This is a genomic window from Ammoniphilus sp. CFH 90114 (genome assembly GCF_004123195.1).
In the GTDB taxonomy this organism is placed as follows: Bacteria; Bacillota; Bacilli; order Aneurinibacillales; family RAOX-1; genus YIM-78166.
Genome location: NZ_SDLI01000032.1, coordinates 1 through 14947, shown reverse-complemented (window position 1 = coordinate 14947; position 14947 = coordinate 1). Strand labels below are relative to the sequence as shown.

Genomic DNA, 14947 nt, shown 5'->3' with positions numbered 1-14947 from the left:
AGTGTCCAAACTTAGGGGGCTAAGCCGATTTAGCTTGTTTTTGACCACTTTTGGACAATAGCGGAAATTGTTCCGGTTATTATTCTCCTGCTCATACCTGTCGATAAAAACCGATTGACAGATTTTCCATAATCGACTACCATCCAATTAAACAATTAATTTAAACAAACATTTAATTGAGAAAAGATAGATGAGAGGTTGGAATTGAAGCAAATTCAAAAGAACAGGCATCATGAACAAAAGGGAGGTTAGAAGAAGCATGACAGAAGCGGATATCAAAATGAGAATACTTCTTGCAGCCAAGAAGTTATTTGCTATGCAGGGATTTGAGGGAACGTCGGTCCGGCAGATCTGCGAAGAGGCAGGAGGGAATGTGGCTCTGGTTTCCTACCATTTTGGCGGGAAGGAAAATGTGCTTTTTGCCATATTTGAATCGCTTTTTCCAGGGCAGCAGCTCCCTCAATATGAAGAGGATATGAAGGATCCGGTAAAAGGGCTTCGGATTATCGTCGAAGGTGTGATTCGGTTCAAAACGGAGGATCCTGAGCTGGCTGCTATACTTGACCGGGAGATTAATATGCAAACCCCGAGATTAGAGCGAATTTCGAGTTATGTTTTCCCGGTTTGGCGCAAGCTCCGAGAACTCCTAGAGAATGGGAGAGAACAAGGAGTTTTTCAATTCCGGTCATTAGACCATACGCTTCTTTTTGTCATGGGGTGTATGATCTTTCCAAAGTGTAATACGTTACACGATCTTCTTTTAACCGAAAGAGATAGGCCTTTACAGGAAGTGATTGATGATACCTTGGAGTTTGTTCTTAATGGTATAGGGTATAGACAAGAACCTAAATAAAGAGCGGGGAGAAAACATGAGAAATTCAACTTTAACGATACTGTTGGCAGCGACCCTGACAACTACGGTATTGAGCGGATGCAGTTTAGGGGCAAAGGAGGCTATGGTAGCCGAAGCAGAAGTGAAAACCGTTGAGGCGGCCCCTGTTTCTAAGCAAGCGATACAGCGGACCTTGGTTGTATCAGGAACACTAGAGCCAGTGGAAGAAACCTTGATTTCATTTGAAATAGGCGGACGCATTACTGGTCTAAGCAAGGAACAAGGAGATGCTGTGCGCGCAGGAGAGGTTTTAGGGAAGCTAGAGGATCAGGATTACCAGCTCCAGGTCCAACGAGCGCAGACGGGGGTAGCTCAAGCGGAAGCTGGTTTAGCTAAGGTCAATAGCGGAGCTCGAGAACAAGAGATCAAGCAAGCCCAGCTCTTGGTGGAGAAAGCTCAATTGAACGCGGATAAAGCACAGGATGATTTGAAAAAAATAGAAGAGCTCTACCAGCATGGGGCGGTTGCGAAAGATACATGGGAAAATGCCACTTTGAGAGTGGAAATTGCTTTAAAAGATTTAGAGACTGCTCAAAATTCCCTTGCCTTGACTCAGGAAGGAGCGAGAAAGGAAGATATTGACCAGACACAGTCGCTTTATCAGCAACAGATCGTTCAAAAGCAGCAAGCTGAGCTCACGCTAAAGAAGACTACTCTCGTTTCTTCATCTACAGGAACGGTGATCGCGAAGCTCGTCAATGAGGGCCAACTCGTGAGTGGGGGAACTCCAGTGTACCGAGTAGGAAATGTAAATCAGCTGAAGGTGATCTTGCCAGTACCGGACCGAGAGATTTCGCTTTGGCAGATCGGGGCAGAAGTCACAATAAAGCTTTATGACCAAGAGAGAAAAGGAAAGGTTTCGAAGATTTATCCTTCTACGAATGCCGGTACGGGTACAGTGGGAGTAGAAGTTTTAGTCGATAACTCGGATCGGAAGTGGCTGGTAGGTCAAGTGGTAACGGGAAGCTATGAAATGAAAGGGAAGGAAGGTTTGTTCGTTCCTGTGGCCTCCGTTATTCGTACGGGAGGAGATAAGCCTTATGTTTTCATAGTAGAAGGGGACAAGGCTGTGAAAACCGAGGTCGTAATTGGTCAATTGGTTGATGGAAAATTAGAGATCCTCTCCGGGCTGCAAGAAGGACAAATGGTCGTTTCTAAAGGAGCGGATCGCTTATTTGACGAGGATGCCATTGAGGTAAGGGCTGGGGGCGAGCAGAAGTGATTGAATATCTCGTTCGTAAACGGAAAATAACGGTCCTCTTTTTCATCATGGTCACGATTCTAGGGATTCTGAGCTTCTTTCAATTACCGAAGCAGGAACAGCCTGAGATTATCGTGAACATGGCTACGGTCACGACGGTTTATCCTGGGGCGTCTCCGGAAAAAGTGGAGCAAACGATTACGAAGAAGCTGGAAGAAAAGATTAATGAGTTGCAAGGTTTAAATTCGATTACCTCGACATCATCTTTAGGGGTATCTTCCATTGTGGTGGAAGCAGAGAACGGGATCGATCCGAAGGCGAAATGGGAGGAGCTTCGTAAGAAGGTCAAAGATGCGGAGGCCAATCTTCCAACGGAGGCGCATCAGCCGATCATTAATGACGACTTGAATCGAACCTTTATCCAGACGTTTAACGTTTATGCAGATAGCTTTGAACAGCTGTATAGTGTCCGTGATCTCTTAAAAGAATGGAAAGATCAGCTTCGAACCATTCCAAAGGTAGCCGATGTAACGATTGATGGTCTTCCTGAAAAGCAGGTTACGGTAGAAATTGTTACACAGAAACTTCAACACTATGGTTTGCATTGGGGGATGGTCTTTAATGCGATTCAGAAGGAGAATGAGCAAACTCCGCTCGGAGACTATCAAGTGGGAAACCGTACGTTTCAGCTTCGCTTGGATGAAGTGCAGAGTGTAGATGACTTTGCTAATACTCTAGTTAGTCGGACACGTGAAGGGTATCCTATCTACCTTAAGGATATCGGAACGGTGGAGATGACGACCAAACGGGTAAAGGAGTATTACTACCATAACGGTAAACCGGCCGTTTCGATTAGTTTAAACGCAGAGTTCGGATCTGATGTACCTTCCTTGCAAGCGAAGGTTGATGAAATGATGGGGTTCCTTGCTAAGGATAAACCAACATGGCTGAAGGTAGAGTCCATTCATACGCAGAATGAACGGGTAAATCACCTGTTTGGCGATCTCACAAAGGAGATGCTGATTGCGATTGCAGCTGTTATTTTTGTCTGTACATTAGGGTTGAACATGATCACCTCTTTTGTAGTGGCGCTTGCGATTCCAATCTCTATCGCTGTTGGTTTAATTCCGCTTCCTTACATGGGAATCAGTTTAAACCAGATCTCTATCGTAGGATTAATTATCGTCCTTGGGATCTTAGTCGATGACGCGGTGGTCGTGAATGATAATATTGAAAGACGTTTAAGTGTGTTAGGGGAAAAGTCTTTTGAGGCTGCTGTAAGAGGAAGTAAAGAGGTTTCTATATCCATTGTGACAGCGACATTGGCTACGATTGCTTCGTTTGGTCCGCTTTTTTTCTTAGAAGGAAATGCGGGACAATTTATTAAGGCTATCCCCATTATCATTACGCTATCCATGTTAGCGTCCATGGTCATGTCTCTGACGATTATTCCGATCTTCAGAGAATGGCATGAGTCACGCCGGACGACTTCAACCGATAGCTACCGTAAGCCTGCTGGCTTACTTGGTAAACAAATTCAGACGTTAACGGATTGGTATTCCAATAAGCTCATGAAGGACTTGTTAAAAAAACCGTTGTTGACAGGTGTAGTAGGAATTCTTATCGGTTCTTCGGCTTACGGACTATTGCCGCTGATCCCTGTGGAGCTATTCCCTATGGCTAACCGCCCAGAGCTGTTAGTCAATGTAACATCCTCACCTGGAAGCAATATTGAAGAAACAGATACGTTAGTCCAAGGCGTCTCTGATTGGTTGCAGAATCAACCCGAGATTACCCTCGTTGCGGCTTATGCCGGGAACAGTGCACCCAAAATGTTTGGGGGCGATACAGGTAACGGGTCCGGAGAGCAGGTCGGACAATTGATCATTAAGGTGGATATGAAGCAGGTAAAGACAGCTGAGGTCGTTGACCGCTGGAATGATGAATTGAAGAAGAACTTCCTAGGGTCTACAATTATCGTAAAAGAACTGGAAGCAGGACCTCCTGTAGGTGCACCTGTTGTGATCCGTATCTTTGGGGAAGACATTGCAACCCTTCGGGAGTTGTCTGAAGACGTTAAGGATGTTGTGGTGAAGGTGCCTGGAACAAAGGAAATTAAAGATTCCTTCGGGGCAGAACGAAATACGCTGCAGTTCCGTTTGAATAAAGAAGTGATGGATAAATTGATGGTTAATCCAAATGATGTATCAAAAGCCATTCGCTTGGTCAGTGAAGGGATGAAGATTAGCGAGTTTGATGATGGGAACGATTTGGTTGAGATGGTGCTGAAGATGAAAAAAGAGGATGAAGATCCGACCATTGTCTTCCAACGCATCACGGTTCCTAATGCTGCAGGACAGCAAATTCAGCTTTCTCAGATTGCGACAGTCGAACCCGATTTTGCCTTAGGCAGTATTAGTCATCGCAATTTATCCCGAGTAGTCACGATTACATCGGATGTGAAGGGAAGAACAGCAACAGAAGTGATGAACGAGATCAAGCCGAAGCTAGGAAACTTTAGCTGGCCGGACGGATATCGCTACGAAATTGGCGGGGAGACGTCAGAACAGACGGAGATCTTCCTTGATATGGGGAAACTGTCGGTTATCGTCGTGTTCTTAATCTTAATCCTCATTGCGATGCAGTTTTATTCGCTTTCTATCCCGCTCCTTGTCATGAGTACGATCTATCTAGCTTTTGCAGGAAGTTTAATTGGGCTGTTTGTCACACAAACACCGCTTGGATTTATGACGATGATGGGGGTTATTAGTTTAGCGGGGATTGTCGTGCGAAATGGAATTGTATTGGTAGAGTTCATTGAAGAAGCGCGGCGCGAGGGTGTTGCGTTAATGGAAGCGGTCATTCATGCTTGTGAAGCAAGGTTTAGACCGATCCTTCTTACTTCGGCCACAGCGATTAGCGGTTTGACCCCACTTGCAATAATTGGCGATGTACTTTTTCGTCCGTTAGCGATTACAATTATTTTTGGATTAGCATTTTCTACTTTGCTAACGTTAATTATTGTACCTTCTCTATATGTCGTCATGACGAATAGAAAGCTGAGAAAACAGCAGAAAAAACGACTCCAAGTGGAGAATTCTGTCGAAATTAGGATGTAAAAATTTTGTTAAAACAACCGGGTTTTGGCAGGATTTATTTGATATAACGCGAATAGTACTAGTTGTATAAAATAAAAGAAACATTCGACGGAGGTACAAGAGAGATATGAGCAAAAGAGATGCAGTAATTGTGAGTGCCGTACGTACGGCCATTGGAAGCTTCAACGGATCTTTGGCGAGCTTGTCTGCTGCAGACTTAGGAGCTGTTGTATTAAAGGCTGCTATGGAAAAAGCAGGAGTAAGTGCGGATCAAGTAGATCAAGTGATCATGGGGAATATTCTTCAAGCGGGTGCTGGTCAGAATCCAACTCGACAAGCTGCCTTGAAGGCAGGATTGGATATCAGCGTGCCAGCTATGGGAATCAACATCCTTTGCGGTTCTGGATTGAAGGCTGTTCACTTGGCTGCTCAAGTGATCGCTAGCGGAGACTCCGATGTCGTTCTTGCAGGCGGTATGGAGAGCATGACACAAGCTCCTTACGTTTTACAGAACGCGCGCAATGGATTCCGTATGGGCGATCAGAAGGTGATTGACAGCATGATCCACGATGGTTTGACTTGCGCAATGAATAACTACCATATGGGAATTACCGCTGAGAACCTAGCGGATAAATATGAGATTTCGAAAGAAGAGCAAGACGAGTTCGCTGCATGGAGCCAACAGAAGGCAGAGAAGGCCATTGCGGAAGGGCGTTTCAAGGATGAGATTGTTCCTGTTGTCATCCCACAACGTAAGGGTGATCCTATCGTTTTTGAAGTGGATGAGTTCCCTCGTAAAGGCGTTACAGTGGAGGCTTTAGCTAAAGTGAAGCCTGCATTCAAGAAGGATGGTTCTGTTTCAGCGGCGAATGCTTCTGGTATCAACGACGGAGCAGCTTGCTTGCTTGTGATGAGCAGAGAGAAGGCAGAAGAGCTTGGCTTGAAGCCGCTAGCTGTTGTGAAGGCAAACGCTACAGCTGGGGTAGATCCAAGCATTATGGGTATCGGACCTGTTCCTGCATCCAAGAAAGCATTGGATAAGGCTGGGTTGGCTCTTTCTGATATGGATCTAGTAGAGGCGAACGAAGCGTTTGCTGCTCAGTCTATTGCTGTAGACCGTGAATTTAACTTTGACAAGTCGAAGTTAAATGTAAACGGTGGAGCGATCGCTTTAGGACATCCTATCGGAGCGAGTGGTGCTCGTGTATTGGTAACTCTTATTCATGAGATGATGAAGCGTGAATCCAAGTATGGATTAGCGACTCTTTGTGTAGGCGGCGGTATGGGTGTAGCTACTGTTGTTGAGAGAGAGCAATAGGATTTGACTATTAGAGGGTGTTCCCATTTATTTGGGGCACCCTTTTTAACTTTTGTGTATGAAGGTTAATCTAACTCCGATATTTTTTAAGAATAAGGATAAATTTAGAAGAAGATACTATAGAAGACACAAGAAAATAGGTTTTGCACCATCATCATAGTATAAATATGTCTAAATGATGACAAACTTCCTTGGGATTATTGACAAATGAATGACAAATCAGTACTATGGGTGAGGGAGTTACAATGAGAATGGAAATGAGAATGATTTAGCCCTTCGCTCGACCATACATAGAGTGATTTCAGAGGCTGGTAAGTTGGAGATAAGTGGGAATTATAAGGGGTAGCTTTTTTCTACCTCTGTTCATGATGAACACGAGTAAGTTTGATATCTTCGTAGCTCATTTCTGGGGGTAATGCCATTGGCTAATCCGCAATCGCCTTGGAAGGCAGTTTCTTTGGTCAGTTTGATCGGAACGAACCTCGTGATTTGTACGCTGTTAGGGGTTTGGGTTGGGCGTAAGCTCGATGCAGCTTGGGGTATAGCGCCATGGATGTTAATTACAGGCGTGTTGCTCGGGATGGCAGTGGGAGTCCTCATCACCATTCCTGTTATGAAGAGATTTTTAGGGGATTGAACAGATGACGGATGATTACATTTTTCGCGTACGGCGCATTTCGCAATGGACCCTATACGTTTTAGCAGGGGCCATACTTGGCTGGGGGTTCGCTGCTAACAAGACATGGTTCGCTGGACTGGCTCTAGGATTATTATTTGGTTTATTGGGTGCGGTCTTCACCGCTTGGAAGATTCATCGCGTTGGGGAGATTGCCATTCAATATAAAGGTGAACGAAAGAAAGCCTCACTAGGAATGCCCACAAGATTTGCTCTGGCTATCTTAGCGACTATGATCGCGACCAGGTATCCGGAATATTTCCATGTGATCGCTATGGTCATTGGATTGATGATTCCTCCTGTGATTGCTTTAGTCGATTCACTGTTGCTTAATCAAAAAAACGACGCTGAAGAAGGGGGTGAATTATAATGGAGCACGGCCATCCGATAGTGAATTTTTTAGGTATGGATTTTAACCTTTCTACAGTGATGATGTCAACGATTGCTGCTTTAATTGCTTTTCTACTCGCAAGAGCAGGAGCTAAGGCAGTAACAGCAGGCGCACCAACAGGTGCCCAGAACGTCATGGAGTATATAATTGAATTTATTCGTAATACGATTGCTAGTACCATGAGTTTGAAGCAAGGGGAACGCTATATCGCACTAGGATTTACCCTCGTCATGTTTATCTTCGTTTCCAATATGCTTGGCTTACCTTTTGCCATCGTTGCGGATACTGCGATTGGGGGACATCATACATTGTGGTGGAAATCACCAACGGCTGATCCGCATGTGACCTTGACGTTATCTGTAGCCATTATTATTCTCACGCAGATTTTCGGAATTAAAGAGCATGGGGTTGGAGGATTCCTTGGTAGTTATTTGAAACCGCAAGCTTGGATGCTACCGCTTAATATTATTGAGCAGATTGCCAATACGTTGACACTTGGTCTTCGTTTGTTCGGTAATATTTATGCAGGGGAAGTATTGTTGGCACTTCTTGCAGGAGCAATCGGCGCTGGAGTATTTGGTGCGATTGGAGCGGCATTGCCGATGTTAGTATGGCAAGCGTTCAGTATCTTTGTTGGTGCAATTCAAACGTTCGTATTCCTCATTCTTACGATGGTTTACATTTCTCACCGCGTAAGTCACGATCACTAAGGTTTTAATATCTCAACATTATCTTTGAGATTTAAATACATTTATCTAAACATTATTCTAAAATTCTAATGGATGAAAAGGGAGGTCTCTTGTTATGACAGGAGCATTAGCAGCAGCTATCGCTGTAGGACTAGCAGCTATCGGAGCAGGCGTTGGTAACGGATTAATCGTAAGTAACACAGTAAATAGTATCGCGCGTCAACCGGAATTAAGAGGAACTCTTCAAACCACTATGTTTATCGGGGTAGGTCTTGTTGAGGCGATTCCAATCATCGCGGTTGTTATCGCGTTCATGTCTCTTGGTCAATAAGAGACCGGACAATTTTGAAGTGGCGATGGTTCAAAAAAAGAACCTCGCCATTCCTTATGTTTAATGTTTGATCAAGAGTAACCATTGGGAAGGAGTGAATCCTGTGCCACATATTGAATGGGGAACAGCCCTCTATCAGCTTTTCGTTTTTCTAGTACTATTCTTGTTGTTACGTAAATATGCACTAGGCCCAATCATGGGTGTTATGGAATCTCGCAGTCAGAAGATTGCTAATGACATTGCGGCAGCAGAAAAGAACCGCGAAGAAGCAATGAAGCTATTAGAAGAGCAGAAGAATGAATTGAAAGCTGCTCGTCAAGATGCTCAAAAAGTTCTTGAGACAGCTCGCGTTTCTGCTGAGAAGCAAGCGGAAGATATCGTAGCTAAGGCGAAGGAAGAAGCAGAGCAATTCAAGAAGTCTGCTCAAACCGAGATCGCTCGTGAAAAGGAACAAGCCATGGCTGCTCTTCGTGAGCAAGTTGGAGCTTTGTCTGTTATGCTTGCGACTAAGATCATTGAAAAAGAACTAGATGGCCAACAACAAGAAAAGTTGGTTACCGACTTTCTTAAAGAGGTAGGAGAAGTCAAATGAGTAGCGCGTTAGTAGCAAAGCGTTATGCACAAGCCTTGTTTGAGGTGGCTTCCGAGAAACAGCAAATTGATTTGGTAGAGCAAGAGCTAGACCAAGTGAAGCAGCTGTTTAATGATAATCCTGCCTTTTTGCAGTTCCTTCAGCATCCACAGTTAGCTGGAGAAACAAAGAAGCAAGAAGTTAAAGCGATCTTTGAAGGGAAGCTTTCCGAGATTACCTTGAATTTCTTGAACTTATTGATTGATAAGAAGCGTGAAGACATCTTCGCTATCATTCCACAATATTTCACTGACAAAGCGAACGAAGCTCGTGGTTTAGTGGATGCCGTAGTGGTTTCAGTCAAGGAGTTGACTGAAGCAGAGAAGCAAGGAATTGCCGAGTCCTTTAAGAAGCTTTTAAATAAGGAAGTTCGAGTGACTAATCAAATTGATCAAACCATCATGGGTGGAGTGGTCGTTCAAGTCGGTGACCGTCTGTATGACGGAAGCGTTGCCGGTAGATTGAATCGTTTACAACAGAGCTTAAAGCAAGCTCAAGTACGGTAGATTGGGGGGTACTTGCGTGAGTACAATCAGACCTGAAGAAATCAGTTCTCTTATTAAGAAGCAGATCGAGAACTATAAAGCTGATATACAAGTTGTAGACGTTGGTACAGTTATCACAGTTGGTGACGGTATTGCACGTGTACATGGATTAGAGAAGGCAATGTCTGGGGAACTTTTAGAGTTCGCTAATGGCGTTATGGGTATGGCGTTGAACCTTGAAGAAGACAACGTTGGGGTTGTTATCCTTGGACCATTTACGGGTATCAAGGAAGGTGACCAAGTGAAGCGTACAGGTCGTATCATGGAGGTTCCAGTTGGTGAAGCGATGCTTGGCCGTGTTGTGAACCCTCTTGGTCAGCCGATCGATGGATTAGGTCCAATCGAGACGACTCACTTCCGTCCAATCGAATCTCCAGCTCCTGGAGTTATGGCTCGTAAATCCGTTCATGAGCCTATGCAAACAGGTTTAAAGGCGATCGACGCTTTGGTTCCTATCGGTCGTGGTCAGCGTGAGTTGATCATCGGTGACCGTCAAACGGGTAAGACTACTGTAGCAATTGATACGATCTTGAACCAAAAAGGTCAAGACATGATTTGTATCTATGTTGCGATTGGTCAGAAGCAATCTACCGTATCTGGTGTTGTTGAGACTCTTCGCAAAGCAGGTGCATTAGATTATACAATCGTTGTTTCTGCGACAGCTTCTGATCCAGCTCCATTGCTGTTCTTGGCTCCTTACACTGGAGTATCTATGGGTGAGTACTTCATGTATAACGGCAAGCACGTTCTTGTGGTATACGATGACTTGTCCAAGCAAGCAGCTGCTTATCGTGAGCTTTCCTTGTTGCTTCGTCGTCCTCCAGGTCGTGAAGCCTATCCAGGGGATGTATTCTATCTTCACTCCCGCTTGTTAGAGCGTGCTGCGAAGATCAATGATGATTTAGGAGCAGGTTCTATCACTGCGCTGCCATTCATCGAAACTCAAGCATCTGACGTATCTGCGTACATTCCAACTAACGTTATCTCCATCACTGATGGACAGATCTTCCTTGAGTCTGACTTGTTCTACTCTGGGGTTCGTCCAGCGATCAACGCCGGTATCTCCGTATCTCGTGTAGGGGGATCTGCACAGATCAAGGCGATGAAGAAGGTTGCGGGTACACTTCGTCTAGACTTAGCTCAATATCGTGAGCTTCAAGCGTTTGCTCAGTTCGGATCCGACTTGGATAAAGCGACTCGTGCTCGTTTGGACCGCGGGGAGCGTACAGTTGAAATCTTGAAGCAAGGTGTAGGAGAGCCAATGGCTGTTGAAAAGCAAGTTATCTCTCTTTATGCATTGACTAAAGGCTTCATCGATGATGTTCCAGTAGAAGATGTACGTCGTTTCGAGAAAGAAATGTTGGCATTCTTCGATGCACAAAAGAAAGAATTGTTGGATCATATCCGTAATACGAAAGATCTACCAGCTGAAGATCAGTTGAAAGCAGCGATCCAAGAGTTCAAGAAGGTTTTCTCTCCTTCTAAGTAAGCCGCTCCTAATCGTACCTGCGAATAAACTGAATCGTTAAAGGTGGTGAAAAGAAATGGCAGTGGGAACACGCGAGATTAAACGCCGAATTAAGAGCGTTAAAAATACAAGACAAATCACCAAAGCGATGAAGATGGTTGCTGCTGCGAAGCTGCGTCGTGCTCAAGAGCGCGCGCAGAAGTCTCGCCCTTACGCTGAGAAGATGAAGGAAGTGATCAATAGTATCGCTTCTGGAACAACCGTCAAGCATCCTATGCTTCAAACTCGTCCGATTAAGAAGACTGGTTACTTAGTTATTACTTCTGATCGTGGTTTGGCTGGTGGATTAAACAGTAACCTTTTGCGTTTGGTGTTAAACACCATTAAAGAAAGACACAAGAGCCAAGATGAATATATGATCTTTGCTGTTGGGAAAAAGGGTCGCGACTTCTTTAATAAACTTGGCTACAAGTTAATTGATGAAATCACAGGAATTCCTGATTCCCCGAATTTCTCGGACATCAAGGCGATTTCGAGCAAAGCAGTAGCTTTGTTTGCTGATGAGAAGATTGACGAGTTAAATTTGTTCTATAGCAAGTTCCAAAGTGCCCTAACTCAAATTCCAACAGAAGTTCGTTTGTTGCCATTGGGGGATGTGGATGCTGGTGCTGCTACAGAAGCAAAGGTAAGCTATGAATATGAGCCTACTGCAGAGGAAGTGTTGAATGACCTTCTACCAAAGTATGCAGAAACGCTTATCTTTAGTGCACTGCTTGACTCTAAAGCAAGCTTCCAAGGTGCTCAGATGACGGCAATGGGTAACGCAAGTGATAATGCAAACGAGATGATTGGTAAGTTGACCTTAACCTTCAACCGTGCACGTCAGGCAGCAATTACCCAAGAAATCTCTGAGATCGTTGCTGGAGCGAACGCTTAAATTATAGTAACGTTCCGACTGTGATACCCATACGTCGGGTATTATCTTCCGCTATGGACTAAGGAGTCCAGGCGGGAACTTAAGGAGGGAATACGATGAGTAAAGGACGCGTAGTTGCGGTCATGGGTCCCGTTGTAGACGTTCAGTTCGAACGCGGACACCTACCTGCGATTTATAACGCTATTAAAATTGAATCCGAAAATTTAAGTCTTACTTGTGAAGTAGCTATCCACTTAGGAGACAACCTTGTTCGTACCATCGCGATGTCTTCTACAGATGGTTTAGTTCGTGGATCCGATGCGATTGATACTGGTAAGCCGATTTCTGTTCCAGTTGGAACAAAAACTCTAGGTCGTGTATTTAACGTTCTTGGGGAGCCAATCGACTTGATGGATGCTCCTGAAGAAATTGAAACTTTACCAATTCACCGTCCAGCTCCGTCCTTTGACGAACAAGCTCCAGCTGACCAAATTCTTGAAACAGGAATTAAGGTTATCGACTTGCTTGCTCCTTATGCAAAGGGTGGTAAGATCGGTTTGTTCGGTGGAGCGGGTGTAGGTAAAACGGTATTGATCCAGGAATTGATCAATAACATCGCCCAAGAGCACGGTGGATTCTCTATCTTCGCTGGTGTAGGTGAGCGTACTCGTGAAGGGAACGACCTTTACCACGAGATGAAGGATTCCGGCGTACTTTCTAAAACTACCATGGTATTCGGTCAGATGAATGAGCCGCCTGGAGCACGTATGCGTGTTGCCTTGACTGGTTTGACTATGGCTGAGTACTTCCGTGATGCAGAAGGCCGTGACGTATTGTTGTTTGTAGACAACATCTTCCGATTCACTCAGGCTGGTTCTGAGGTATCTGCCTTGCTTGGTCGTATGCCATCTGCGGTAGGTTACCAACCTACACTAGCTACGGAAATGGGTCAATTGCAAGAGCGTATCACTTCTACTAAGAAGGGATCTGTTACTTCTATTCAAGCGATCTACGTTCCTGCGGATGACTATACGGATCCAGCTCCTGCAACAACATTTGCTCACTTGGATGCAACAACAAACCTTGACCGTGGTATCTCCGAGTTGGGTATCTACCCTGCGGTTGACCCACTAGCTTCTACTTCCCGTCTATTGACGCCAGAAGCTCTTGGTGATGAGCACTATCAAGTAGCACGTGGTGTTCAGGCTGTTCTTCAACGTTATAAAGAACTTCAAGATATCATCGCCATCCTAGGTATGGACGAGTTGTCTGATGAAGATAAGCAATTGGTTGCTCGTGCACGTAAGATCCAGCGTTTCTTGTCCCAGCCGTTCCACGTTGCTGAGCAGTTTACTGGATTCCCTGGTAAGTACGTTCCTGTTAAGGAAACGGTACGCAGCTTTAAAGAGATCTTGGAAGGTAAGCACGATGATCTTCCAGAGGTAGCTTTCTTGTACGTAGGTACAATTGAAGAAGCTCGCGAAAAAGGACAAAAGATGATGGCTGAAGCAAAATAAGCTAACCCTGACCTTTTAAGGGGAGGAGCGAAACAATGAATACTGTAAAAGTAGAAGTAGTAACTCCTGAACGGGTAGTTTATAGCGGAGACGCCAAAATCGTCGTCGTGAAGGGTATTGAGGGGGAACTCGGTATTTTGCCGAATCATATTCCTTTCGTTACCCCACTCCGAATTGCGCCTGTTCAGGTGAAAAGTGCAGAAGGGGAAGATCTAATCGCGGTAAGTGGCGGCTTCATGGAAGTTCGTAAAGATAAAATTACGATCCTTGCTGAGTCTGCAGAATTGCCAGGCGATATTGATGTGACCCGTGCTCAAGCTGCAAAAGAACGTGCTGAACGCCGTATGGCTGAAGCGCGTCAAGAAGAAACTGATTTCAAACGTGCTCAGTTGGCATTACAACGCGCCCTTGTTCGTATCCAAGTTGGAAGCAAGGGTAAGAAGTAGGACGTTTGTTTCAAACCAAGAAAGACCTTTAACCTTTGGGTTAGGGGTCTTTTTGTGTTTGTGGGGATTAGAAGTAATTTACCGTACCCACGTGTCCACATACGCAAAAAATAAACAGACTTTAGTGAAACTTTACATTTGATGTTTTATATTAAACCTTTACAAATGGTCGATTTTGGATTAACGTAGAGGAAAGAATAGGATGTTGGACCTAAAACAGGTAAAGAGGCAATAGTCCTTCTTACATAGATAACTAGATCAATCCCATAAGAAAGGAGGGGCAATAGTCCATTATGTCGTCACTTGGTCATGAGCTGAAGCGTCTTCGTGAGTTGCGGGGCCTTACACTAGAGGAGGCTTCTGGTAAAATTGAGATTACACGTCAGTATTTAAGCATGCTAGAGAAGGGGCAAAGAAAGTCTGCCTCCTTTGACATTATGAATCGGATTTCAGAGATTTATCATGTTCCTATGGATTATCTGAAGAAGTTCATCGCACAACCGGCTAAAGAATTGTCGGAACAAGAGTTGAGAATATGGAATGAGATCAATCGTCGCGCAGAAGAAGAGATTTATAATAAATCTAGCAATCATTTAATCGATTATGTTATGACAGATGAAAAACAGAGCAGTTAAAAGGGCGATGACGAGGGTCATCGTTTTTTTTGTTGGCATACTTGCGGGCGATTGCGGACATCAGGTGCGTTATTGGGGTGGAAATCGCTTGAATGGCAGGTGGAGCGGACATGAGATGCGTTATGTTACTACATTCTGGCTTGGATTGGCCGTTTTTGAGAGAATAGTTAAAATGAACGAAACCGACTACCAT

Annotated in this window: 16 protein-coding genes; all 16 read left to right on the top strand. The window is 44.6% G+C overall.

All coding sequences use genetic code 11. The features are described 5' to 3' along the window. The first annotated feature begins 259 nt into the window (after positions 1 to 259). Entirely contained in the window at positions 260 to 853 is a 594-nt protein-coding gene (locus tag EIZ39_RS25630) for a TetR family transcriptional regulator (RefSeq protein ID WP_129204329.1), read from the top strand. A gap of 16 nt (positions 854 to 869) precedes the next feature. Next, entirely contained in the window at positions 870 to 2114 is a 1245-nt protein-coding gene (locus EIZ39_RS25625; RefSeq protein ID WP_129204327.1) for an efflux RND transporter periplasmic adaptor subunit, read from the top strand. After that, positions 2111 to 5212, top strand: a complete 3102-nt coding sequence (locus EIZ39_RS25620; RefSeq protein WP_129204325.1) for an efflux RND transporter permease subunit — start codon at positions 2111 to 2113, stop codon at positions 5210 to 5212. Before EIZ39_RS25625 ends, EIZ39_RS25620 begins: the two co-directional genes overlap by 4 nt. A 106-nt stretch (positions 5213 to 5318) precedes the next feature. Beyond that, positions 5319 to 6509, top strand: coding sequence for an acetyl-CoA C-acetyltransferase (locus EIZ39_RS25615; RefSeq protein ID WP_129204323.1), 1191 nt, complete (start codon positions 5319 to 5321; stop codon positions 6507 to 6509). A 421-nt stretch (positions 6510 to 6930) separates the two neighbouring features. Next, positions 6931 to 7146 (top strand): AtpZ/AtpI family protein, encoded by a 216-nt coding sequence (locus EIZ39_RS25610; protein ID WP_164985345.1) that lies wholly within the window; start codon positions 6931 to 6933, stop codon positions 7144 to 7146. Positions 7147 to 7150: 4 nt separating this feature from the next. Next, positions 7151 to 7555, top strand: coding sequence for an ATP synthase subunit I (locus tag EIZ39_RS25605; protein ID WP_129204319.1), 405 nt, complete (start codon positions 7151 to 7153; stop codon positions 7553 to 7555). After that, positions 7555 to 8286, top strand: a complete 732-nt coding sequence (gene atpB, locus EIZ39_RS25600) for a F0F1 ATP synthase subunit A (protein ID WP_129204317.1) — start codon at positions 7555 to 7557, stop codon at positions 8284 to 8286. Before EIZ39_RS25605 ends, atpB begins: the two co-directional genes overlap by 1 nt. Before the next feature lie 94 nt (positions 8287 to 8380). Next, on the top strand, positions 8381 to 8596 hold the full coding sequence (gene atpE, locus EIZ39_RS25595) for a F0F1 ATP synthase subunit C (protein ID WP_100523472.1): 216 nt from the start codon (positions 8381 to 8383) through the stop codon (positions 8594 to 8596). 67 nt (positions 8597 to 8663) lie between these two features. Next, entirely contained in the window at positions 8664 to 9188 is a 525-nt protein-coding gene (gene atpF / locus EIZ39_RS25590; protein ID WP_483296075.1) for a F0F1 ATP synthase subunit B, read from the top strand. Beyond that, entirely contained in the window at positions 9185 to 9733 is a 549-nt protein-coding gene (locus EIZ39_RS25585; protein ID WP_129204313.1) for a F0F1 ATP synthase subunit delta, read from the top strand. The genes atpF and EIZ39_RS25585 overlap by 4 nt, the downstream gene beginning before the upstream one ends. A 16-nt stretch (positions 9734 to 9749) precedes the next feature. Beyond that, positions 9750 to 11261, top strand: a complete 1512-nt coding sequence (atpA, locus tag EIZ39_RS25580) for a F0F1 ATP synthase subunit alpha (protein WP_129204311.1) — start codon at positions 9750 to 9752, stop codon at positions 11259 to 11261. 55 nt (positions 11262 to 11316) lie between these two features. Next, the gene (gene atpG, locus EIZ39_RS25575) at positions 11317 to 12177 is read left to right on the top strand and encodes an ATP synthase F1 subunit gamma (protein WP_129204309.1); all 861 of its coding nucleotides are present in this window, start codon (positions 11317 to 11319) and stop codon (positions 12175 to 12177) included. 95 nt (positions 12178 to 12272) lie between these two features. Then, on the top strand, positions 12273 to 13673 hold the full coding sequence (gene atpD, locus EIZ39_RS25570; protein ID WP_129204307.1) for a F0F1 ATP synthase subunit beta: 1401 nt from the start codon (positions 12273 to 12275) through the stop codon (positions 13671 to 13673). A gap of 35 nt (positions 13674 to 13708) precedes the next feature. Beyond that, on the top strand, positions 13709 to 14119 hold the full coding sequence (locus EIZ39_RS25565; protein ID WP_129204306.1) for a F0F1 ATP synthase subunit epsilon: 411 nt from the start codon (positions 13709 to 13711) through the stop codon (positions 14117 to 14119). A gap of 293 nt (positions 14120 to 14412) precedes the next feature. Next, positions 14413 to 14754: a helix-turn-helix domain-containing protein gene (locus tag EIZ39_RS25560; protein WP_129204305.1), complete on the top strand. Its 342-nt coding sequence runs from the start codon at positions 14413 to 14415 to the stop codon at positions 14752 to 14754. 7 nt (positions 14755 to 14761) lie between these two features. Next, on the top strand, positions 14762 to 14947 hold a 186-nt coding region (locus EIZ39_RS25555), incomplete at its 3' end, for a hypothetical protein (RefSeq protein ID WP_164985344.1).

Bases quoted from the DNA above. Each gene is read 5' to 3' on its own strand.
- EIZ39_RS25585 (WP_129204313.1), top strand. From the start codon at position 9,185: ATGAGTAGCGCGTTAGTAGCAAAGCGTTATGCACAAGCCTTGTTTGAG.
- EIZ39_RS25615 (WP_129204323.1), top strand. From the start codon at position 5,319: ATGAGCAAAAGAGATGCAGTAATTGTGAGTGCCGTACGTACGGCCATT.
- atpE (WP_100523472.1), top strand. From the start codon at position 8,381: ATGACAGGAGCATTAGCAGCAGCTATCGCTGTAGGACTAGCAGCTATC.
- EIZ39_RS25565 (WP_129204306.1), top strand. From the start codon at position 13,709: ATGAATACTGTAAAAGTAGAAGTAGTAACTCCTGAACGGGTAGTTTAT.
- atpD (WP_129204307.1), top strand. From the start codon at position 12,273: ATGAGTAAAGGACGCGTAGTTGCGGTCATGGGTCCCGTTGTAGACGTT.
- atpG (WP_129204309.1), top strand. From the start codon at position 11,317: ATGGCAGTGGGAACACGCGAGATTAAACGCCGAATTAAGAGCGTTAAA.
- EIZ39_RS25625 (WP_129204327.1), top strand. From the start codon at position 870: ATGAGAAATTCAACTTTAACGATACTGTTGGCAGCGACCCTGACAACT.
- EIZ39_RS25560 (WP_129204305.1), top strand. From the start codon at position 14,413: ATGTCGTCACTTGGTCATGAGCTGAAGCGTCTTCGTGAGTTGCGGGGC.
- atpB (WP_129204317.1), top strand. From the start codon at position 7,555: ATGGAGCACGGCCATCCGATAGTGAATTTTTTAGGTATGGATTTTAAC.
- EIZ39_RS25605 (WP_129204319.1), top strand. From the start codon at position 7,151: ATGACGGATGATTACATTTTTCGCGTACGGCGCATTTCGCAATGGACC.
- EIZ39_RS25630 (WP_129204329.1), top strand. From the start codon at position 260: ATGACAGAAGCGGATATCAAAATGAGAATACTTCTTGCAGCCAAGAAG.